The following is a 21,142-nucleotide window of genomic DNA, read 5'->3' on the forward strand; positions in this document are numbered from 1 at the left end:
CGAGAGCATGAGGAGACATTCAAATGAAGGTGCGCTATTCCGCCCTCGCCCTGGCCGCCGCCTGCGCGCTCGCCGGACATGCCTGGGCCGGCGAGGCCGAGGCCAAGAAGTGGATCGACAGCGAGTTCCAGCCCTCCACGCTGAGCAAGGACCAGCAGATGGCCGAGATGAAGTGGTTCATCGAGGCGGCCAACAAGCTCAAGGCCAAGGGCGTGAAGGAGATCTCCGTCGTCTCCGAGACCATCACGACGCATGAATACGAATCGAAGACGCTCGCCAAGGCCTTCGAGGAGATCACCGGCATCAAGGTCAAGCACGACATCATCCAGGAGGGCGACGTCGTCGAGAAGCTGCAGACCAGCATGCAGTCCGGCAAGTCGATCTACGACGGCTGGATCTCCGACTCCGACCTGATCGGCACCCACTGGCGCTACGGCAAGATCATGCCGCTGTCGGACTACATGGCCGGCGAAGGCAAGGAGTTCACCAACCCCGGGCTGGACCTGAAGGACTTCATCGGCACCAGCTTCACCACCGCGCCGGACGGCAAGCTCTACCAGCTGCCCGACCAGCAGTTCGCCAACCTGTACTGGTTCCGCGCCGACCTGTTCGCCCGCAAGGACCTGCAGGACAAGTTCAAGGCCAAGTACGGCTATGACCTGGGCGTGCCTCTGAACTGGTCGGCCTATGAGGACATCGCCGAGTTCTTCACCAACGACGTGAAGACCATAGACGGCAAGCCCATCTACGGCCACATGGACTACGGCAAGAAGGATCCGTCGCTCGGCTGGCGCTTCACCGATGCGTGGCTGTCGATGGCCGGCACCGCCGACAAGGGCATCCCGAACGGCGTGCCGGTCGACGAGTGGGGCATCCGCGTGGACGACAAGAAGTGCGCCCCGGTCGGTGCCTCGGTCGAGCGCGGCGGCGCCACCAACTCGCCGGCAGCCGTCTACGCGTTGACCAAGTACGTCGACTGGATGAAGAAGTACGCGCCCAAGGAAGCCACCGGCATGACCTTCGGCGAGGCCGGCCCGGTGCCGGCACAAGGCCAGATCGCGCAGCAGATCTTCTGGTACACGGCCTTCACCGCCGACATGACCAAGCCGGGGCTGCCGGTGGTCAATGCCGACGGCACGCCCAAGTGGCGCATGGCCCCCGGCCCCAACGGCCCCTACTGGAAGCAGGGCATGCAGAACGGCTACCAGGACGTCGGCTCGTGGACCTTCTTCAAGGATGGCGACGCGAACCGCAAGGCCGCGGCCTGGCTGTACGCGCAGTTCATCACCGCCAAGACCACGTCGCTGAAGAAGTCCATCGTCGGCCTGACCTTCATCCGCGACTCGGACATCCGCAGCGACTACTTCACCCAGAACGCGGCCAAGTACGGCGGCCTGGTCGAGTTCTATCGCAGCCCGGCCCGAGTGGCCTGGACGCCCACGGGCACCAACGTGCCCGACTACCCCAAGCTCGCCCAGCTGTGGTGGAAGAACGTGGCCCAGGCGGTGACCGGAGAGAAGACGCCCCAGGGCGCGATGGACAACCTGGCCAAGGAGATGGATGACGTGCTCGCCCGCCTGGAGCGGGCCGGCATGGCGACCTGCGCGCCCAAGCTCAACAAGAAGGAAGACCCGAAGAAGTGGCTGTCCGACAAGGGCGCTCCGTGGGCCAAGCTGGCCAATGAGAAGCCCAAGGGCGAGACCATCGCCTACGACAAGCTGCTGAGTGCCTGGAAGGAAGGCCGGGTGAGGTAGGACAGCACCCGCGACGCCGTCGGCGTCGCTCCTGATCAGACGATCAATCGTCACCGCGCCGCCACGGGAGTCCGCTCACCTGGCGGCGCGGTCGTTTCCGGCGGCTCCCCTGCGTGAACGCCATCACGCCCAGGACAAACAAGCAGCCGTTCAGGCGACAGTTCGACCCCTTGCCGCCGAAAACGCTGACGACAATGACCCTCTGCGCACCAGATCTGATCGCGTGCAACCATCTCTTCGCCGCTTCCTGCCGTTCCATGCCGTTGCCGCGAGGGCCCGCCGCCGCTGCGCCTTCGCCTGCGCGCTGGCCCTGGCCACGGCGGCGCCGGCGAAGGCCCTGGGACAGGAACTGACCGACCTGCCGCTCGAAAGCCTGCTCGAGACGGAGGTCGTCAGCGCCGCCCGGTTCGCCCGCCAGGTCACCGACGCCGCGTCGGCCGTGTCGGTGCTCACCGCCGACGACATCCGCATCTTCGGCCTGCGCACCCTGGGCGAAGTGCTGGACCAGATGCGCGGCCTGCACGTCAGCCATTCGCTGGACTACGTCTTCCTCGGCGCGCGCGGCATCGGTGGCCCGCAGAGCCTGGCCGGCCGGGTGCTGCTGCTGATCGACGGCATCCCGGCCGTGGACAACCTGTACGACCAGCTCTACCTCGGCCACGACGAGCCGATCGACGTGGCGCTGATCGACCGCATCGAATACGCGCCGGGCAGCGGCTCGGCCATGTACGGCAACAACGCCTTCCTCGGCGTGATCAACGTGGTCACCAAGCGCGGCCGTGACCTCGACGGCCTGCAGGCCACTGCCTCGGTTGGCAACTGGGGCGACCGCAGCTGGCGGCTGACGAGCGGCCAGCGCCTGGCCAACGGCGCCGAGTGGCTGCTGTCGTTCTCGATGCACCAGAACAACGGCATTCCCGGCACCGAGACCGGAGACGTGCTGGACGGTGTCGAAGCCCACGACCAGCGCCTGTTCTTCAAGGGCCAGTTCGAGGGCTTCAGCCTGGAGGCTCTGACGGCCCAGCGCAGGAGCCGGACGGATGCCCGGCCCGACTGGGCCAACGATTACATCGACCGCAATGAACTGGTCTCGCTGGGCCACGACGGCAAGCCGGCCGAAGGCTGGCGCTCGTCGGTGCGGCTGCAGGCCGGCCACTACGCCTACCGCTACAGAGAAGAGGACAGCGAGGGCGGCAGCTCGCGGATCGCTAACGATGGCGTCTGGTGGGCGCTCGACACCCAGCTCGGCTACGACGGCCTGGCCGACCATCGCATCGTGCTGGGCGCCCGCGTCCGCCGCGACCCGGTGCTGCGCTACCACCGGGTGGAGTACGACGGGTACGTCGATCGACAGGACGACTACCGGCGCAGCGTGGGCTTGTCGGCCGAGGACGAGGTGACGCTGTCGCCCGAATGGCGCGTCACCGGCGGCCTGCGGGTGGACCGGCGCAGCTTCTATTCCTGGACCTGGAGCCCGCGTGCCGCGCTGGTCTGGGCGCCCGCGCCGGAGTGGTCGCTCAAGCTCTCGCAAGGCCGGGCGACGCGCTTCCCATCGGCGGCGGACCGAGGCTTCGGCACCACGCCGGACCAGAACGAAGAGCGCGTCACCACCCGCGAACTGGTGACCGAGTACAAGCGCGACGGACTGCGCCTGCTGGGCAGCCTCTACAGCTACCGCGTGCATCCGTTGATCGACGATGCCGGGCTGGGCACCAACCGCATCGACGGGCGCGGGCTGGAGCTGGAGGCGGAATGGCAATGGCACGGCTGGTGTCTGCGCGGCAGCCAGGCCTGGCAGCACGCCAGGGCGGGCGAGGCCGTCGAGCTGCCCTATTCGCCACGCACCGTGACCAAGCTTCAAGCCTCGGCACCGCTGGACGGCGAGGCCTTGCGCGCCAGCCTGGCACTGCGCCGCACCGGAGCGTTCACCACCGGATTCACGCCCGTGCCGGCGCGCAACCTGCTGGACCTGACCCTGGTGTCGCAGAAGGCCGTCGCCGGCCTGGACCTCCGCATCGCCTGGCGCAACTTGCTGCGCGAGCGGGACGGCTCGCTGGCCGACTACCTGGGCGAGCCGAGCGGGCGCCGCACGCGCTCGGCGTGGATCGAGCTGACGGGCAACTTCTGATGGCGCGCCGGGCCCGAAGCCTCCTGCCACCGCGGCGCAAGCTGCTGCTGGCGGCGCTGCTGGCGGGTCTCGCGCAACCCGGCACGGCCCAGGTCGACGAGCGGGCGCTGAAGGTGGCGTACCTGTTCAATTTCATCCAGTTCACCCAGTGGCCGGCGCCGCCTGACGAGCCCTTTCGCCTGTGCGTGCTCGGCCGCACGCCGCTGGACGAGCAGCTGGCTCAGCTGGAGGGCAAGCCGGTGCTGGGCGGCCTGCACGTCAGCGTGCGCCACGTCGGCGCTCGCGAGTCGCTGGGCAGCTGCCATGCGCTGTACCTGGACGACAGCCAGCGCAGCCACGTCGACGAGGTGCTCGGCAAGCTGGGCAACGCCCCCGTGCTGACCGTGACCGACAGCGACGGCCTGGCCGACCGCGGCCTGATGATCGAGATCCACAAGCACGACGCGCGACTCGGCTTCGAGGTCAATCTGAAGACGGCCCGCAAGGCCAACATCAGCTTCAGTGCCCGCCTGCTCAAGCTGGCCAGCTACGTGGCCGGCAACCTGTAGGCGACACGCATGCCGGCCTTTCCCACACTCCGCCGCCAGACCATCCAGCGCCAGATCACGGCGCTGGGGCTGGCGCTGACGGCGCTGGTGCTGGCCGGCTTCGCGTTCGGCATGGTGCTGCACGAGGTGGCCAACCGGCGCCAGGCGCTGGAGTCCAGCATGACGACCGAAGCCGAGATCATCGGCGCCAACAGCGCCGCGGCCATCGCCTTCGGCAACGAGGAGGAGGCCAACGAGATCCTCGCTTCGCTGGCCGCCTCGGCCGACGTGCTGCAGGCCTATGTCTTCATGCCCGACGGGCGCACGCTGGGCCGCTACAGGCCCCGGTCGGACGACGATGCCGACTGCCATGTGCTGCAGCCCGAGACGCCGCCGGGCTGGGACCTGCGCTGGTGCGGCGCGTCGGTCGTGCGGCCCATCCTGCTGCACGGCAGGCAGGTGGGCACGATGGCGATGGAGATGGGGCTGCGCTCGACCTACCGCGCGATGGCGGGCACCATCGCCGCGAGCCTCGCGCTCGCCGGCCTCGCCTTCGGCCTGTCGATCCCGTTGTGGCGGCGCGTGGCCACGCGCCTGGCCGAGCCGCTGACGCACCTGGTGCAACTGACCGAGCGCGTCAGCGAAGAGCAGGATTTCGGCGTCCGGGCCGGCGTCAGCGGCAGCCGCGAGGTCGACGCGCTGGCCCACGCCTTCAACCAGATGATGAGCCAGCTGGAGCAGCGCGACGAGCGGCTCAACCATGAGCTGCACCAGCGCCGCCAGGCGGAGGTGCGGCTGAACGACCTGGCCTACTTCGACCCGGTGACCGGCCTGCACAACCGGCACTACTTCCGCGAGCGCATCGACGCGGCGGTGGCCCGCGCCGGCCGCGAGCATGGCCGCTGCGCGCTGATCTACATCGACCTCGACGGCTTCAAGCAGGTCAACGACACGCTGGGCCACGACCGGGGCGACGAGTTGCTGCGCGAGGTCGGCCGACGCCTGAACGAGACCCTGCGCCGCAGCGATGGCGTGTGCCGCCTGGGCGGCGACGAGTTCGCCGTCATCATCGACGACGACAGCCACGAGCAGCAGGTCGGCGCGGTGGCCGCCAAGCTGGTCGAGGTGCTGGCCTCGCCCTACCGGCTGGGCGACCGCGGGGCACCCGCCGTGTCGGCCAGCATCGGGGCCTGCCTCTATCCCGACGCGGCCGACGACCGCGACAGCCTGATGCGCCACGCCGACAGCGCGATGTACCGCGCCAAGGAGCGCGGCAAGAACCGCTACTGCCTCTACCAGGCCGGCGGCGCCGAACCGCCGAGCCGCCACCAGCAGCTGGAGCAGGCGCTGGAAGGCGCGCTCGCGCGCGGCGAGCTGCACCTGGTCTACCAGCCGCAGGTGATGCTGCCGGCCGATGCCGAGCCGGGCGCCACGCCGGCGGTGCTGGGCTTCGAGGCCCTGCTGCGCTGGAGCCATCCCTCGCTGGGCGCCGTCGGGCCGTGCGAATTCATTCCCCTGGCCGAGGCCAGCGGCGCGATCGAGCCGATCGGCGAATGGGTGCTGCGCGAGGCCTGCGCCCGCCTGAAGCAATGGCGCGCGGTCCACCCGGCACTCCAGATGAGCGTGAACCTCTCGGCCCGGCAGCTCGCCGGCGAAGAGACCCTGGAGCGCCTGGCCCGGGTGCTGGCCGACAGCGGTCTGCCGCCGGGCGCGGTGGAGCTGGAGCTGACCGAGACGTTGATGGTCGACCGCAGCGAGCGCATGATCGGCCGCCTGTCGCATCTGCGCTCGGCCGGTTTCGGCCTGGCGATCGACGACTTCGGGACCGGCTACTCGTCGCTGGCCTATCTCGACAGCTTTCCCATCACCACGCTGAAGATCGACCGCGCCTTCGTGCGCAAGCTGGGAACTCCCGCCGCGCACGGCGACGCCATCGCCCGCGCCATCGTGGCCATCGGGTCGGCCCTCGGGGCCGACGTGATCGCCGAGGGCATAGAGACACCGGCCCAGGCGCTTGCCCTGCGTGCGCTCGGCTGCCGCCGCGGTCAGGGCTACCTGTACGCCCCGCCGCTGGCCGAGAGCGCTGCGCTCGCGATGTTGCGAGCGCACCCGGCCGTGACCGCGGCACAGGCCGTCTCCGTCGTCTAGGGCCTCCCCAACCCAGGGGGTGGACCGTCTTGCAGCGCCGCGGCTTTGCCGCCATGCTGGCCGCCGGTCACCACGACGGGGCGCGCCATGCCCGACCTGTTCATCAGTTATGCCCGCGAAGACCGCGACACCGCGCTCGCGCTGGCCCGGGCGCTGCAGTCGCGCGGCATCGACGTCTGGTGGGACCGCGAGCTCACCGGCGGCGGCGACTTCGCGGCCGAGATCGAGCGCAACCTGAAGGCCGCGCCGGTGGCGGTGGTGCTGTGGTCCGCTGCTTCCGTGCGGTCGGATTTCGTACGCGACGAGTCGAGCCGGGCCCGCGACCTGGGCAAGCTGCTGCCGGTGCGCATCGCCGATGTCCAGCTGCCGCTGGGCTTCGGCACACTGCACACGCTCGATCTGCTGGACTGGGACGGCGACGCGACGGACGACGCCTGCGCAGCCCTGATCAACCAGGTCCTGCAACGCCTGGCCGCGGCGGGGCCGCGCGACGGCCGCACCGACGAGGCCCAGCGCCTGGCCAACCTGGCGCAACTGGCCAGCGAGGACACGCTGTCCCACCGCCGCTCGCGCCGGCGCCTGCTGCTGGCCGCGGGGGCCGCCGGAGTCGCCGGCGTCGGCACCCTGGGCTGGATCGGCTGGACGCGCGTCAACCGGCGCGAGGCGCTGGACCATCTGAGTGCCGGGCTGGAAGACCACTTCGCCACGCCGCCGAGGCTGGAGAGCGCGCAAAGCCAGTACACCAGCGCGCTGGAGCTCGACGACAGCCTGGCACCCGCCCACTACTACCTCGGCCACCTCTACGCCCAGCTGATGCTGCGCGGCAGCCCGCCGCCCGCGGGCGAAGTGCTCGATGCCCTGCGCGAGGATGCACGGTTCCATTTCCAGAGCGCGCTGGACTGGGAAGACGGGCTGGACAGCGTGCAGCGCGTGGTGGCGCGCAGCCAGCTCTCGTTGCTGACGATGGCGGATGCCGCCCCGCCCCTGACCCGGCCCGCCGAGGTGGCCTCCGTCGGCACAGGCGCGGCCAGCCCGTCGATCACGCCACCTCCGCCGCCGTCTTCCGGCTCCGCGGCGTCGGAGCCTTCACGCCCGCGGGCCCCGCGGGTCAGCGCCGAGCCGGCCGTCGCACAGGCCGCGCTGAGCCGCAGCGAGGCGCTGTTCAGCGCCGACCGCGACACGCGTCTCGCGGCCGGCACCTCGCTCACCCTCGATCCTGCCGGCGCCGCCGAGTCCCTGCCATCGGCCATCGCCGAGGCCCGCCGCGCGCTGCGCTCCGCTCCCGGGGCCGAGAGCACGGCGCAGGGCGTGGCCAGCACCCTGGCCCTGCTCGAACGCGCCAGCCCTGCCACGTTGCGCGCCCAGCAGGAGAGCCTCCAGGCCTTTCTCGGCGAACTCGCCGACTCACCACTGGGGGCGGCCCAGCGCGACCGGGCGGCCAGCCTTTCCGCCGCCTTGCAAAGAAGCGGGGCGCGCCAGCCGGTGGCCTACCTGCAGATCGCGCGCGAGAGCCAGCGCCCGCTGGCCCAGGCGCTGGCCCGCCGCCTGTCGGCAGCCGGCTATGTCACGCCCGGCATCGAACTCACCGGCGAAGCGCGTGCGCCGGACCGCCCCAGCTTGCGCGTGCAGGGCGCAAGCGATCCGGAGCTGGCCCGCTGGTGCCAGCGCGCGCTGGCGGAGGCGGTCGGTGCGCCGGTCGAGCTCGTCGCGCTGCGCCGGGCCACGCCGGGCACCGACACCTATGAACTCTGGTTCGACAAGTCGCTGTGCGCTCCCGGTGGCCGGCAAGCGAACGGCTGTGCGGCATGATCGCCGCCTGAGCGAACTCCGACCTCACGCGACCTTGAACCCATCGCACCACCTGACCTGCTTCGTGCCCAGGCAGGTGTTCCTGTTCTCCGGCCACATGATCGACGCGCCCGGTCGCCCGAGTCCCCGCTTCCCGCCCTCCTGCGAGGCCGCCGCGGCCCGGGAAATCGGCGCCGTGCTGGACCGCCTCGGCGCGGGCCCGGGCGACCTGGCGATCAGCCAGGCCGCCGCCGGCGGCGATATCCTCTTCCTCGAGGCCGCCGAGGCCCGTGGGCTGCGCTGCCAGGTGATGCTGCCCTTCGACGAGCCGGAGTTCATCCGCCGGTCGATCCTGCCGAGCTGCGACGGCCCCTCCTGGCGAGACCGCTGGCTCGCGCTGCAGGCCCGACTCGTGGAGCCGACCCGCGTCATGCACCGCGACCTCGGCCCCACGCCGCTGGGTGTCGACGACTTCGAACGCGCGAACGACTGGCTGATGGACACCGCGCTCGGCTTCGGGCCCGCCAAGGTCCGTTTCATCTGCCTGTGGAACGGTGCCGGCGGCGACGGCCCCGGCGGCACGCAGCACATGATGGACGAGGTCCGCCGCCATGCCGGCCAGGCCCACTGGATCGACACGCGCACGCTGTGCTGAGAGCCCACTTCGGGGGGCTTGCCGGGCCCCTGGAGCGGCCGCACACTGGCCTGCGCGGCGTCGTGCCGCCTGCTCACCGGAGGCCAGCATGAAGACTCCTTCCGTTCCCATGGCCCTGATCGCCCTGGCCGCCATCGCCGCCCCTCCCGCAGTCGCCCAGCCGGGCAAGCTGCAGCCCGGGCTGTGGGAGCAGACCATGACGATGAAGAGTGCCAGCGGCCAGATGGAGTCGCAGATGGCGCAGATGCAGCAGCAGCTGGCCAGCATGCCGCCCGAGCAGCGCAAGATGGTGGAGGAGATGATGGCGAAGCAGGGCATGGCCATGGGCAGCGCTGGACGCAACACCACCGTCAAGATGTGCATCAGCCCCGAGCAGGCCGAGCGCGGCGACGTCCCTCAACAGGAGGGCGACTGCAAGCAGGAGGTCGTCGAGCGAAGCGGCAGCACCCTGCGCTTTCGCTTCGCCTGCAAGGGCAACCCGCCGACCAGCGGCGAGGGCGAATACAACATGGCCAGCCCGACCAGCTACAGCGGCCGCACCACGGTGTTGACTCAGGTTCAGGGCAAGCCCGAGAAGATGGAGATGACGCACACCGGTCGCTGGCTCGGCGCCGACTGCGGCACGATCAAGCCGCGTGTCAGCGCACGCTGACACGTGGCCACTGCCAAACGTTTGTCCTCCCAGCCCTTCCTCCACGAGGAGGGCACTACTGGTCAGTCCGTCGAAGGGCACCGACCCCTCGTCATTCATGCCAGTGCCTCCCTCTCGGAGGGAGGCTGGTGGGAGCCCACTGCATGCTGGAGCTCCCGCTTGGAGGGGGCTCGGGGGAGCTGAATGTTCAGCCGCTGTGGTACGGCATGACGGCTTACGCCGTCATGCCGTACCACAGCGCCGCAAAGAAGTGGCAGGTGCTGCCGCCCAGCACGAACAGGTGCCACACGAAGTGCGCGTAGCGGACCCTGTCGTCCAGCAGGAAGACCACCGCCCCCAGCGTGTAGCTCAGGCCACCGGCCACCAGCCAGGCCAGGCCCGGCGCGGCCATGCGCTCGATCAAGGGCCCGGCCGCCACCACCGCCACCCAGCCCATCGCCACATACAGCGCCGTGGACACCAGCGGGTGCCTGAGGCGGTCCAGCAGCTTGATGACCACGCCGAAGGCCGCCGCCGCCCAGACGATGCCGAACAGCGTCCAGCCCCAGCCGCCACGCAGCACGCCCAGCGTGAAGGGCGTGTAGCTGCCGGCGATGAAAAGGTAGATCGCGGCATGGTCCAACCGACCCAGCCAGCGCTTGGCCGTGCCCGAGGGGATCGCGTGGTAGAGCGCAGAAATGAAGTACAGCAGGATCGCCGTGCCCGCGAAGACGCTGGCCGCCACCACGTTCACTGCACTGCCGCGCTCGGCGGCGTAATAAACGAGGATGGGCAACGAGGCGATCGCCAGCAGGCAGCCCAGGCCGTGACTGATGGCGTTGGCGATCTCTTCGCCCAGGGTCTGCGGACGGGCGGCGGCCAGGGTGAGGGGCGCGGCTTCGGTCATGGTGCTTCGATGGTACCCACCTCGTGTCGAGGCCATCCATCCCGCGCCACGCCGATGAATGTGGGAGTTCAGCGGCCGCCCGCCACGTCCAGCAGCGCGCCGCTGACGTAGCCCGCCCCGTCCGACAGCAGCCACACGACGCCCTCGGCCACTTCCTTTGCCGTGCCCAGGCGCGCCATCGGGATGATCTGCACGCTGGCGTCGACCCGCTCGCGGTGGCCGCTGGTGGCGTGGATCTCGGTGTCGATGATGCCGGGGCGCACGGCGTTGACCCGGATGCCGTCGGCCGCGACCTCGCGCGCCAGTCCGGTGGTGAAGTGATCGATGGCCGCCTTGCTCATCGAATAGTCGAGGTACAGCCCCGGCGAGCCGACCCGCGCGGCCGCGGACGAGACGTTGACGATCACGCCGCCCGCGCCCCCATGGCGCCTCGACATGCGGCGGATCGCGGCCCGCGCGCAGAGCATCGGGCCACTGAGATTGATGGCCCACATGCGCTGCAGGCGCTCGGGCGTCATCTCCTCGACCCGCGCCGCCACGTCGACCACGCCCGCGTTGTTGACCAGGCCGTGCAGCGGACCCAGCTCGACATCGACGCGTTCGAACAGCCGATCGATGTCCGCCGGATCGGCCACTTCAGCGGCCACGACGACTGCGCGCCTTCCGGTCCGGCGAACCGCTTCGGCCACGCGTTCGGCGGCCGCGAGATCGCGACGGCAATGGATCACAACGTTCCAGCCTGCCTCGGCCGCCAGCAAGGCCACGGCCGCGCCGATGCCGCGGCTGGCTCCCGTGACCAACAGGTTTCGCTCGCCCATTCGCGCACTCCTTGTCGCCGATGCAAAGGGCCCGGCCGCCATGACCGCGCTGTTCCATTGTGGCCAGGCTCGAAGGGTTCGCTGCCGCAGCGCATGAAGCACGAGGGAGCCATCGACGTACCCAGTTTCGGTTCACCCCCCTAAGCTTTAGGAATCTAGCGTTTGCCCTTATGACGTTGGCGTTCTCACTGGTTAACTTGCATCTCGCTGGATATACCCAGCTGACTTGTTCAAAAGATCCAACTGAGGAGTTAGGGCTCAGTACATCGGTTAGACAGTCAGTCATTTCTGTCCTATTCACGAGGATGTGTATGAAGAAGACTTCTCTCCTGGCCGCTGCGGCCGTTCTTGCGCTCACCTCCGGCTTCGCCTGCGCCGCTCCCACCGCTGCAGCCTCCAGCCACGGGGCCTTGCGGGTCGTGCCTGCCCAGAATCCGGACGCGGTCCTTTACGACCAGATGGACAACGACTCCGGCATCGGCATCACGTCGCAGAACTTCGAGGCCAGCTTCGACATTTACGACAACATGGGCGCGGACGACTTCACCGTGCCGACCGGCTTCATCTGGAAGGTGTCCGAAGTCGACGTCGCTGGCGTCTACTACAACGGCTCCGGCCCGGCCGCCTCGGTGCACGTGGCGTTCTACAAGAGCAAGGGCGGCCTGCCCAACAAGCTGGTGGCCGACTTCCCCGCGGTCCCCTACACCGACAGCACCGGCTTCGGCTCGTTCAACGTCAAGCTGCCGACCAAGGCCAAGCTGAAGGCCGGCAAGTACTTCGTCGGCGTCGCGGCGAACATGGACTTCGCGATTGGCGGCCAGTGGGGCTTCGAGACCCGCACGGTCCAGAGCGGCAACCCGGCCGCGTGGCAGAACCCCGGTGACGGCTTCGGCACCGGCTGCACGACCTGGGGCGTCGAAAGCGTGTGCATCGCGGCCGGCCAGGGCCCGGACAAGATGTTCCGCATCATCGGCAAGTCCGTCGCGGCTCAGTGACGTAGCCGGATGGCAGGGGCCGAGCACTTCGGTCCCGATGTCCATCGCTGAAGAAGGCGGCCCCGGCCGCCTTCTTCTTTGGCGCCCTGGTGGCCTACCCTCGATTCGATGAGCTCCGATGTCTTCGCCCAGGCCGGCACGCGCCTGGCCGCCCAGCGGCCCCTGGAGGATCCGAGACTGCAGAAGATCGCCGCGCTGCTGCGGCCCGACCAGCCGCCGGCACTGGCCCAGGTGGCGCTGGATTCCTACCTGCGCGAGCGTCCTCGCGACGCCGATGCGCTCAACCTGAAGGCCCGTGCCTGTGCGCGCCAGGGCCGCACCGACGAAGCGATCGCGGCGCTCGAGCTCTGTCTCGAGGCGGCACCGGATTTCGCCATCGCGCGCTACAACCTCGCCCACCTGCTGCTCAAGCAACATCGGCTGGAAGAGGCGCTGGTGCAGCTCGAGCAGCTGCTCTCTCGCGACCCACAGAACCCGCTGTATCGAGAGATGAAGGCGGCCCTGCTCGAGACCGGCCTGGACCTGCCACGAGCGGTGGAGATCCACCGCTCGCTGGCCAACGAACATCCGCAGCGGGCCGAATCGTGGCTGCAGCTCGGCCATGCCTTGCGTGCCGCCGGCGAACGCGAACAGTGCGTGGCAGCCTATCGCCACGCGATCGCGTGCCGCCCCGGCATGGGGGCAGCGTGGTGGGGCCTGGCGAACCTGCGCACGCTGGCCTTCGATGCGGACGACCTTGCCGCCATGCAGCTGCAACTCCAGCGCAGCGATCTGGCGCCGGCCGACCGCACCGGCCTGCACTACGCGCTGGGCAAGGCCTGCGAGGACGAGCATCGCGACGAGGAGGCCTTCGCTCACTACGCCAAAGGACACGCGGCCCTGCGCCAGCGCATCAAGTACGACGCCGGCGCACTGACCCGCAGCGTCGCGCAGCAGAAGGCCGTCTTCACGCCGGCCTTCTTCGAGGCCCGCCGGGGCGCCGGCTGCGACTCGCCGGATCCGATCTTCGTCCTCGGCCGGCCGCGTTCGGGCTCCACCCTGGTCGAACAGATCCTGGCCAGCCATCCGGCGGTCGAGGGCACGGCCGAGCTGCCCTACGTGGGCGCGATCGCGAACGCCCTGGCCGTCGAGTCCAGCGGCCGGCCCGATGCCGCCTTCGGCGTCGAGCACCTGAAGGCGCTGGCGAAGCTGCCTCCCTCCAGGCTCGCCGAACTGGGCCAGCTTTACCTGCAGCGGGCCGGTCGTCACCGCCGCCTGGACCGGCCGTTTTTCATCGACAAGATGCCGGCCAACTTCTTCCACGTCGGCCTGATCACCCTCATCCTGCCCCGGGCCAGGATCATCGACGTGCGGCGCCACCCTGTTGCCTGCTGCCTGTCGATCTTCAAGTCCTACAGCAGCAAGGGCATCCTCGACTTGGCCGAGCTCGGCCGCCTGCACCGCGATTACGTCGACCTGATGGCCCACTTCGACCGCGTGCTGCCGGGGCGCATCCATCGCGTAACCTACGAGGCGCTGGTGGCCGATCCTGAAACCGAAGTGCGCCACCTGCTGGACGCGCTCGGCCTGCCCTTCGACGAGGCCTGCCTGCGCTTCCACGAGACGAAACGGGCCGTGCTGACGCCCAGCTCAGAGCAGGTTCGCCAGCCGGTGTTCACCAGCGCCGTGGACCACTGGCGCCGCTTCGAGCCCTGGCTTTCGCCGCTGATCGAGAGCCTGGGCGCGGTGCACACCGACTACCCCGCGATCCCGGCGGAGTTCGCCTCAGGTCGCGACCCAGTGGCCTGACTTGCCGCCCTGCTTCTCCAGCAGCCGGATGTCGCCCATCACCATGCCGCGGTCCGCCGCCTTGCACATGTCGTAGATGGTGAGCAGGCCGACCTGCACGGCAGTCAGCGCCTCCATCTCGACGCCGGTGCGGCCGAAGGTCTCGGCCTGCACGGTGCAGTGCACGGCGGACGCAGCCTCATCGAGCGTGAACTCGGCGCTCACGCGTGTCAGCGGCAAGGGATGGCACAAGGGGATCAGCTCGGAGGTGCGCTTGGCGGCCTGGATCGCCGCGATGCGGGCGATGCCGATCACGTCGCCCTTGCCGGCCTGGCCGCTGGCGATGAGCGTCCAGGTGGCAGGCTGCATGCGGATCGTGCCAGTGGCGCGCGCCACGCGGTGGGTCTCGGCCTTGGCCGAGACATCGACCATGTGGGCCTGGCCGTGGCTGTCGAAATGGGTCAGCGGGTCGCTCATCGGCAAAGGCCGGACACACTCCATGTGCCGGGCGGTGTCATGATAGCGAGCACCGCCGGCGCGCCGCGGCCGGAACCTCTGGCACGGCGCCGACTCCATCGGGGTCCTTCGCCCCTGCCGCCGCTGCCCGCCTTGTTCGAATCCAAGCCTCGCCGGCGCCGCCCGGCCCGCCTCGCCCCCTTCGCCCTCGGCCTCATGGCCGCCGCGCTGATCGCCAGCTGGCCCGCCAGCGCGCCGCAAGCCCAGGTGCGGCTGCCGGCGCTGGGCGATTCGGTGTCCGAGGAGTTCGACATCCTCACCGAGCGTCGCTACGGCGACCGCATCATGCGGGAGATCCGCCGCGACCCGGCCTACCTGGACGACCCGACGCTGCAGGAGTACCTGCGTTCGCTGTTCGACCCGCTGGTGCAGGCCGCCCGCTCGCGCGGCGAGATCGGCCAGGACCTGGACAACGCCTTTGCGTGGGAGCCGTTCCTGGTCGAGGACAAGGTCGTCAATGCCTTCGCGCTTCCGGGCGGCTACATCGGCGTCTACCTCGGCCTGATCTCGCTCACCGGCAGCAGCGACGAGCTGGCCTCGGTGCTGGCGCACGAGCTCTCGCACGTGACGCAGCGCCACATCGCCCGCAGCGCCATCAGCCAGCAGCGCCAGGGCCTGGCCGCGATGGCCGGCATGATCCTGGGCGTGCTGGCCGCCAGCCGTGCCAACAGCACCGATGCCGCGCAGGCCGTGATCATGGGCACCCAGGCCGCCGCCGCGCAGGGGCAGCTCAACTTCTCGCGCGAGATGGAGCGCGAGGCCGACCGCATCGGCATCGAGGTTCTGGGCAGTGCCGGCTTCTCGCCCGCCGGCATGGTGGGCATGTTCGAGAAGCTCGACAGCGCCATGCGCCTGAACGACAGCAACCAGTACCCCTACCTGCGCAGCCACCCGTTGACGATCGAGCGCATCAGCGACGCGCGGCTGCGCGTGCGCGAGGCGGGCCTGCCCGCCCCCGTGCACTCTCCCGTGCCGCACGCGCTCATGCAGGCCCGCGCGCGTGCGCTCATGGATCCGACGGACCAGGCCATGATGCGGCTGCAGGGGCTGGGCATCTCCGCGGTCCCCGGCACCGGGCCGTCCGCCGACGTGGCCCGGCTCGCGACGCTCTACGGCGGGGCCCTGGCCTCCCTGCGCCTGCGCGATTTCGACCGAGGGATGCAGATCCTCACGGCGGGAGAAGCGCTCGCCCGCGGCGCCTTCGCCAAGGAGCCGGAGGCGGCGCGCCAGTTCGCCTTGCTGAAGGTCTCCTTCCTCTCCGAACGGGGCGGCCCTGCGGCGCAACTCGGCCCCGCGCTGACCGACGCGCTGGCGCCCTTGAAATCCGACAACTCCCGCCCGGTCCTGATGGTCCGCGCCCAGGCGGCGCTGGCGCGCCAGCGCAGCCGCGATCCGGGCGCGGCCGAGGCATTGCGGCAGGCCACCGAGTCGCTGCAGACCTGGGTCGCCGAGCACAAGCGCGACGCCCTCGCGTGGCAGACGCTCGCCCAGTGCGCCGAGCCGCTCGGGCTGCGCCTGCGCTCGCTGCATGCCGGCGCCGAAGCCGCCTACGCCGGTGGAGACATCCTCGGCGCCGTCGACCGGCTGCGCGCCGCGCGGCAGATCGCCCAGGACACCCGCTCGGACGATTACATCGAGGTCTCGGTCATCCAGGCCCGGCTGCGCGAGATGGAAGTCGATCGCCGGCGCCTGCTGGCCGAGATGCGCGGCGACCGGCATCCGGAAGACGTCAACTAGGCAAAGTCCCGCCACGCTTTTCCGGATGGGCCTGCGCGCCGGGCGCGGCCACAGTGCGCCGTCCATGCCGCCCCGCGCCCTGCCCATGCTGCTGGCCGCCGCCCTCGCGGCAGCCGTGCTCGCCATCGCCGCCGAACCGGTCGGCCAGCCCTGGCTGCTCTTCACTTTCAAGCCGCTGGCGACGGCGCTCCTGATCGCCTGGGCCTGGCCGCGCGGCGCGGACCACCCGGCACGACGGGCGTGGATCCGTGCGGGGCTCGTCCTTTCGTGGTTCGGTGACGTGGCCTTGTTGTGGCCCGACTCCGGCTTTCTCCCGGGCCTCGTGGCCTTTCTTCTGGCCCACCTCGCGTACATCGCGGCCTTCAGCCACTGGCAACGCTTCGGCGTGCCGTGGTGGCCTTTTGCCGGCTATGCCCTGCTCGCCGCTGTCATCCTGTCTCGGCTGTGGCCGGGGGTGCCCTCCGCCTTGCAGCTGCCCGTGCTCGCCTACGTGGCTGCGCTGGCCTGCATGGCCGCGCAGGCGGCGGCCGTGGCGGTGGCGCGGCGCGGGGATGCCGACGCCAGCCTCGCCCGACGGGCGATGCTGGGAGGAGCGCTTTTCCTGGTCTCGGATGCGACGCTGGCCTTCAGCCGCTTTCACGCAGCGGTGCCGATGTCCGCTTTGTGGATCCTGGCGACCTACTGGCTCGCCCAGTGGGCCATCGCCGCGTCGTTGCAATCTGGCGCAAATTCTCCTGAAGATGCACGAAAGCGGTGATAAAAGACCGCATCAGTCGGCAACTCGACAATCTTGAACATTGATGACGCTTGGCGAGGGTTTGCCGCCTTGCCGTTCTAGGGGGGCCGGCGCGCATCATCCGCGCGCCCTCACCCAGGGCGTTCGAGCCGACGGCGCGATCGGTGCCGGCGGCCCATCAACCAAAGTCGTACAGATCGAGGAGTGTTCATGAGTCTCTTTGCACGCAGAGGGTTTGTCGCCTCCTGCCTGGCCGTTGCCGCCGCGCTGGCCTGTTCACCCGCCGCCTTTGCCGACGGCCCGTCGGATGACCTGGCAGGCCTTCAAGCGGCCATCGCGGGCCACACCGACCGACTCATCATCAAGTACAAGGCCGGCACCCCTGCCCTCGCCCACGCGGATGCGCAGGCGATGGCGCGAGCCCACGAAGCGGTCAACCGCGCCGGCGTGCAGATGCGCTACCTGCGCAGCAACGCCTTCGGCGCCCACGTGATGAAGCTGGACCGGCTGCTGACGCTGGCCGAAGTCCGTGGCCTCGCCCAGGCGGTGGCCGCGGCGGACACGGAGGTCGAGTTCGTCGAACCCGACCGTCGCATGCACGCGCTGATGACGCCGAACGACACCAGCTACAACCTGCAATGGCACTACTACGAGGCCACCGGCGGGCTGAACGCGCCCTCGGCGTGGGACAAGTCCACCGGCTCCGGCGTCGTCGTCTCGGTCATAGACACCGGCTACCGGCCTCACGCCGACCTGGCGGCCAACATCGTCGGCGGCTATGACTTCATCAGCGACACGGCCGTCGCCAACGACGGAGGCGGCCGCGACAGCGATGCCAAGGACCCGGGCGACTGGGTGGCCGCCAACGAGTGTGGCGGCACGCACGCGGCGCAGAACTCGAGCTGGCACGGCACCCATGTGGCCGGCACGATCGCAGCCGTCACGAACAACGCGAGTGGCGTCGCAGGCGTGGCGTTCAGCGCCAAGGTGGTCCCGGCACGGGTCTTGGGCAAGTGCGGCGGCTACACCTCCGACATCGCCGACGCCATCACCTGGGCCTCGGGCGGCTCGGTCAGCGACGTGCCCACCAACGCCAATCCGGCGCGGGTCATCAACATGTCGCTGGGCGGCAGCGGCAGCTGCGATTCGACCACCCAGGCGGCCATCAACGGCGCGCGTGGCCGTGGCACGGTCGTCGTCGTGGCGGCTGGCAACTCCAACGCCAACGCCGCGAACTATTCGCCGGCCAGCTGCTCGGGCGTGATCACCATCGCTGCCACCGGCCGCACCGGCGCCCGGGCCTACTACTCGAACTACGGCTCGGTCATCGACGTGGCAGCGCCTGGCGGCGACATGAGCGGCAGCCAGAGTGACGGCATCTACTCGACGCTCAACACCGGCACCACCACGCCAGGATCGGATTCGTACGCCTACTACCAGGGCACCTCGATGGCCACGCCGCACGTGGTCGGCGTGGTGGCCCTCATGCTGGCCAAGAACAGCGCGCTCACGCCGGACCAGGTCGAGTCGATGCTGAAGTCGACCGCGCGTGCCTTCCCGGGCAACTGCGCGCAGTGCGGCGCCGGCATCGTCAACGCCAGCGCCGCGGTGGACGCGGCAGCCGGTGGAGGCGGCGGCGGCAACAACGTGGCGGAGGTCGAGCCGAACAATTCGATCTCGGCCCCGCAGGCCATCAGCGTCAATCCGGCCAACGTCTCCGGCACCATGGGCTCGTCGACCGACGGCGACTACTACAAGCTCACCGTGGGCGCCGGCAAGACGCTGACCTCGACCCTGACGCCCAACGCCAGCTCCGACTACGACCTGTACCTGTACAACTCGTCCGGCAGCCAGCTGGCCAGCAGCATCAACGGGACCGGCCAGGTTGACCAGATCACGCGAACCAACACCAGCGGTTCGGCCGTCACCTGGTACGTGCGCGTGAAGTACTACTCGGGCAATACCGGCGCGAGCGGCACCTACACGCTGGGCCTCAGCCAGTGACCGCCCACGACTACATGAAGTAGTTGGCAAACTTGAGCCGGAAAAGAGCTCATTTCACCGGCCAGTTGGTCGAAATGCAGAAGGCCTGCGGTGTCCGCCGCGGGCCTTTTCCATTTGCCCGCGACTGGAGCCGCCCGCATGCGTCCGACCCCTGCCACCCGCCGCCTGAGCCGACACCCCGCCTTCGCGCTGACCGCACTCGGGGTGCTCCTGGTGGGCGCGGCGCTGCTGACGCCGCGTGCCCAGGCGAGCACCGGCCCGTCAGGCGTCGTGACCGAACCCGATGAACCGGACTGGCGGGCCGTGCGTGGCACGGGACAGGAAATCGAAGCCACCACCGACCGCCTGATCGTCCACTACCGCGGAGCCAGCAGCGGCGGCCGGCGCTCAGCCCTTCAGGCGCCGCCGAGGGCAACGGCGCTGGCGGTGCAACGCCTGCAGACGGCCGGCCTGCAGGCCCTGGCGGTCCACCGCAACGGCCTCGGCTCCCACGTCGTGCATCTGAACCGCAGCGCCCGGGTGAGCGAGCTCGAGGCGCTCGCCCGCCAGATCATGGCCGACGACCCGACGGTGCTCTACGCCGAGCCCGACCGCCGCGTGCAGGCCCTGGCCACGCCGACCGACCCGCTCTACACCAGCCAGTGGCACTACTTCGAGGCCAAGGGCGGCCTGAACCTACCCTCGGCCTGGGACGTGTCGACCGGCTCCGGCATCGTGGTCGCCGTGGTCGACACCGGCGTGCGGCCGCACGTCGACTTGGCCGACAACCTGCTCACCGGCTACGACTTCATCAGCGGCACTTCCGCGTCCAACGACGGCGACAGCCGCGACGCCGATCCGGCCGACCCGGGCGACGGCTGCAATGGCGGCCAGTCGAGCTGGCACGGCACCCACGTGGCAGGCACCATCGCGGCGGTGACGAACAACGGCGAGGGCGGCGCCGGCGTCGCCTACGACGCGAAGATCCTTCCCGTGCGGGTGCTGGGCTGCGGCGGCGGCTATTTCTCGGACATCTCCGACGGCGTGCTGTGGGCCTCGGGCACCGCCGTGGGCGGCGTCTCGGCGCCCAGCCAGCCGGCGCGCGTGATCAACATGTCGCTGGGCGGCCGCTCGTCCTGCCCGACGACGATGCAGAACGCCATCAACCAGGCCCGCGCCAACGGCGCGGTGATCGTCGTGGCCGCCGGCAACTCGAATCAGGATGCGAGCCTGCACTCGCCGGCGAACTGCGCCGGCGTGATCACCGTGGCCGCCACCGGCCGCACCGGCGCCAGGGCTTCGTACTCGAACTACGGCGCCAAGATCGACGTGTCGGCTCCGGGCGGCAACATGTCGACCGGGGCCGCCAACGGCGTGCTGTCGACGCTCAACGATGGCTACAGCACTCCGGGCAACGACAGCTACTCGTACTACCAGGGCACCTCCATGGCGGCACCGCACGTGGCCGGCGTGGCCGCGCTGATGCTGGCCCGAAATCCCAATCTGAAACCCGACGAGGTCGAGGTGCTGCTCAAGAGCACCGCGCGCCCGCTGCCGGTGGCCTGCAGCCTGGGCTGCGGCAAGGGCATCGTCGACGCCACGGCGGCGGTGCGCGCCGTCTTCGTCGGCGCTTCGGCAGCCAGCACCGTCAGCGAAACGGAGCCCAACGAATCCAATGCCACCGCACAAGTGCTGTCGAACTTCCCGGTCAAGGTGTCCGGCACCATGGGCACCGGGACGGACCTGGACAACTTCAAGGTCAGCGTGGGCGTCGGCCAGACGCTGACGGCACGCCTGATCTCCAACACCCTGTCCAACTACGACCTCTACCTGCGCAACACCGCCGGCACCACCTTGAAGAGCAGCGTGCGCGGCGCGGGACTCACCGACAGCGTCAGCTGGCGCAACGGTGGCGGCACCACGATGGAGGTCTACCTGCGCGTCAAGCGGATCTCGGGATCGACCGGTTCTGCCGGCACCTACACCCTCGAAGTCTCGAAATAAGGCACCCGGCGGCGGGGTACCGCCGCCACCCTCCGAGAGGGTGCGCGG

At 69.9% G+C, this 21,142-nt stretch carries 16 protein-coding genes; 13 read left to right on the forward strand and 3 right to left on the reverse strand.

What is annotated here, in order from left to right; genetic code table 11:
* The first annotated feature begins 23 nt into the window (after positions 1-23).
* From ACS5PM_RS07980 to ACS5PM_RS08010, 7 genes are all read left to right on the forward strand, one after another.
* On the forward strand, positions 24-1,754 hold the full coding sequence (locus ACS5PM_RS07980) for an ABC transporter substrate-binding protein (protein ID WP_439387061.1): 1,731 nt from the start codon (positions 24-26) through the stop codon (positions 1,752-1,754).
* Positions 1,755-1,977: 223 nt separating this feature from the next.
* Positions 1,978-3,882, forward strand: coding sequence for a TonB-dependent receptor plug domain-containing protein (locus ACS5PM_RS07985; RefSeq protein WP_439387062.1), 1,905 nt, complete (start codon positions 1,978-1,980; stop codon positions 3,880-3,882).
* Positions 3,855-4,430 (forward strand): YfiR family protein, encoded by a 576-nt coding sequence (locus ACS5PM_RS07990; protein ID WP_439387063.1) that lies wholly within the window; start codon positions 3,855-3,857, stop codon positions 4,428-4,430. The genes ACS5PM_RS07985 and ACS5PM_RS07990 overlap by 28 nt, the downstream gene beginning before the upstream one ends.
* A gap of 9 nt (positions 4,431-4,439) precedes the next feature.
* The gene (locus ACS5PM_RS07995) at positions 4,440-6,557 is read left to right on the forward strand and encodes a putative bifunctional diguanylate cyclase/phosphodiesterase (RefSeq protein ID WP_439387064.1); all 2,118 of its coding nucleotides are present in this window, start codon (positions 4,440-4,442) and stop codon (positions 6,555-6,557) included.
* A gap of 87 nt (positions 6,558-6,644) precedes the next feature.
* Entirely contained in the window at positions 6,645-8,366 is a 1,722-nt protein-coding gene (locus tag ACS5PM_RS08000) for a TIR domain-containing protein (RefSeq protein WP_439387065.1), read from the forward strand.
* Positions 8,367-8,400: 34 nt separating this feature from the next.
* Entirely contained in the window at positions 8,401-9,000 is a 600-nt protein-coding gene (locus ACS5PM_RS08005; RefSeq protein WP_439387066.1) for a hypothetical protein, read from the forward strand.
* 88 nt (positions 9,001-9,088) lie between these two features.
* Complete coding sequence (locus ACS5PM_RS08010) at positions 9,089-9,652, forward strand: DUF3617 domain-containing protein (RefSeq protein ID WP_439387067.1); 564 nt, start codon at positions 9,089-9,091, stop codon at positions 9,650-9,652.
* A 214-nt stretch (positions 9,653-9,866) separates the two neighbouring features.
* On the opposite strand, the gene trhA is transcribed toward ACS5PM_RS08010, so the two are convergent.
* Both trhA and ACS5PM_RS08020 read right to left on the reverse strand, forming a co-directional pair.
* Positions 9,867-10,538 (reverse strand): PAQR family membrane homeostasis protein TrhA, encoded by a 672-nt coding sequence (gene trhA / locus ACS5PM_RS08015; RefSeq protein WP_439387068.1) that lies wholly within the window; start codon positions 10,536-10,538, stop codon positions 9,867-9,869.
* 68 nt (positions 10,539-10,606) lie between these two features.
* The gene (locus ACS5PM_RS08020) at positions 10,607-11,356 is read right to left on the reverse strand and encodes an SDR family oxidoreductase (protein ID WP_439387069.1); all 750 of its coding nucleotides are present in this window, start codon (positions 11,354-11,356) and stop codon (positions 10,607-10,609) included.
* Between the two features lie 311 nt (positions 11,357-11,667).
* Between ACS5PM_RS08020 and ACS5PM_RS08025 the strand changes: the two genes are divergently transcribed.
* Together ACS5PM_RS08025 and ACS5PM_RS08030 are read left to right on the forward strand one after the other, a co-directional pair.
* A complete protein-coding gene (locus ACS5PM_RS08025) occupies positions 11,668-12,351 on the forward strand; it encodes a hypothetical protein (protein ID WP_439387070.1) in 684 nt (227 codons plus the stop codon).
* Between the two features lie 108 nt (positions 12,352-12,459).
* On the forward strand, positions 12,460-14,139 hold the full coding sequence (locus ACS5PM_RS08030; RefSeq protein ID WP_439387071.1) for a tetratricopeptide repeat-containing sulfotransferase family protein: 1,680 nt from the start codon (positions 12,460-12,462) through the stop codon (positions 14,137-14,139).
* Here ACS5PM_RS08030 and moaC read toward each other — a convergent pair.
* Positions 14,116-14,595: a cyclic pyranopterin monophosphate synthase MoaC gene (gene moaC, locus ACS5PM_RS08035; protein ID WP_439387072.1), complete on the reverse strand. Its 480-nt coding sequence runs from the start codon at positions 14,593-14,595 to the stop codon at positions 14,116-14,118. The two genes, ACS5PM_RS08030 and moaC, sit on opposite strands and share 24 nt — an antisense overlap.
* A gap of 132 nt (positions 14,596-14,727) precedes the next feature.
* Here moaC and ACS5PM_RS08040 point away from each other — a divergent pair, with 132 nt between their 5' ends.
* From ACS5PM_RS08040 to ACS5PM_RS08055, 4 genes are all read left to right on the forward strand, one after another.
* Positions 14,728-16,371, forward strand: coding sequence for a M48 family metalloprotease (locus tag ACS5PM_RS08040; RefSeq protein WP_439387073.1), 1,644 nt, complete (start codon positions 14,728-14,730; stop codon positions 16,369-16,371).
* 64 nt (positions 16,372-16,435) lie between these two features.
* Entirely contained in the window at positions 16,436-17,128 is a 693-nt protein-coding gene (locus tag ACS5PM_RS08045) for a lysoplasmalogenase (protein WP_439387074.1), read from the forward strand.
* 189 nt (positions 17,129-17,317) lie between these two features.
* Positions 17,318-19,111 carry a S8 family peptidase gene (locus ACS5PM_RS08050; protein ID WP_439387075.1) on the forward strand — a complete coding sequence of 598 codons (1,794 nt, stop codon included), beginning with the start codon at positions 17,318-17,320 and terminating at the stop codon, positions 19,109-19,111.
* A gap of 138 nt (positions 19,112-19,249) precedes the next feature.
* Positions 19,250-21,094 (forward strand): S8 family peptidase, encoded by a 1,845-nt coding sequence (locus ACS5PM_RS08055; RefSeq protein ID WP_439387076.1) that lies wholly within the window; start codon positions 19,250-19,252, stop codon positions 21,092-21,094.
* Positions 21,095-21,142 lie beyond the last annotated feature (48 nt).

Origin of the sequence: Ideonella flava, assembly GCF_051857595.1 — a bacterium.
In the GTDB taxonomy this organism is placed as follows: domain Bacteria; phylum Pseudomonadota; class Gammaproteobacteria; order Burkholderiales; family Burkholderiaceae_C; genus Ideonella.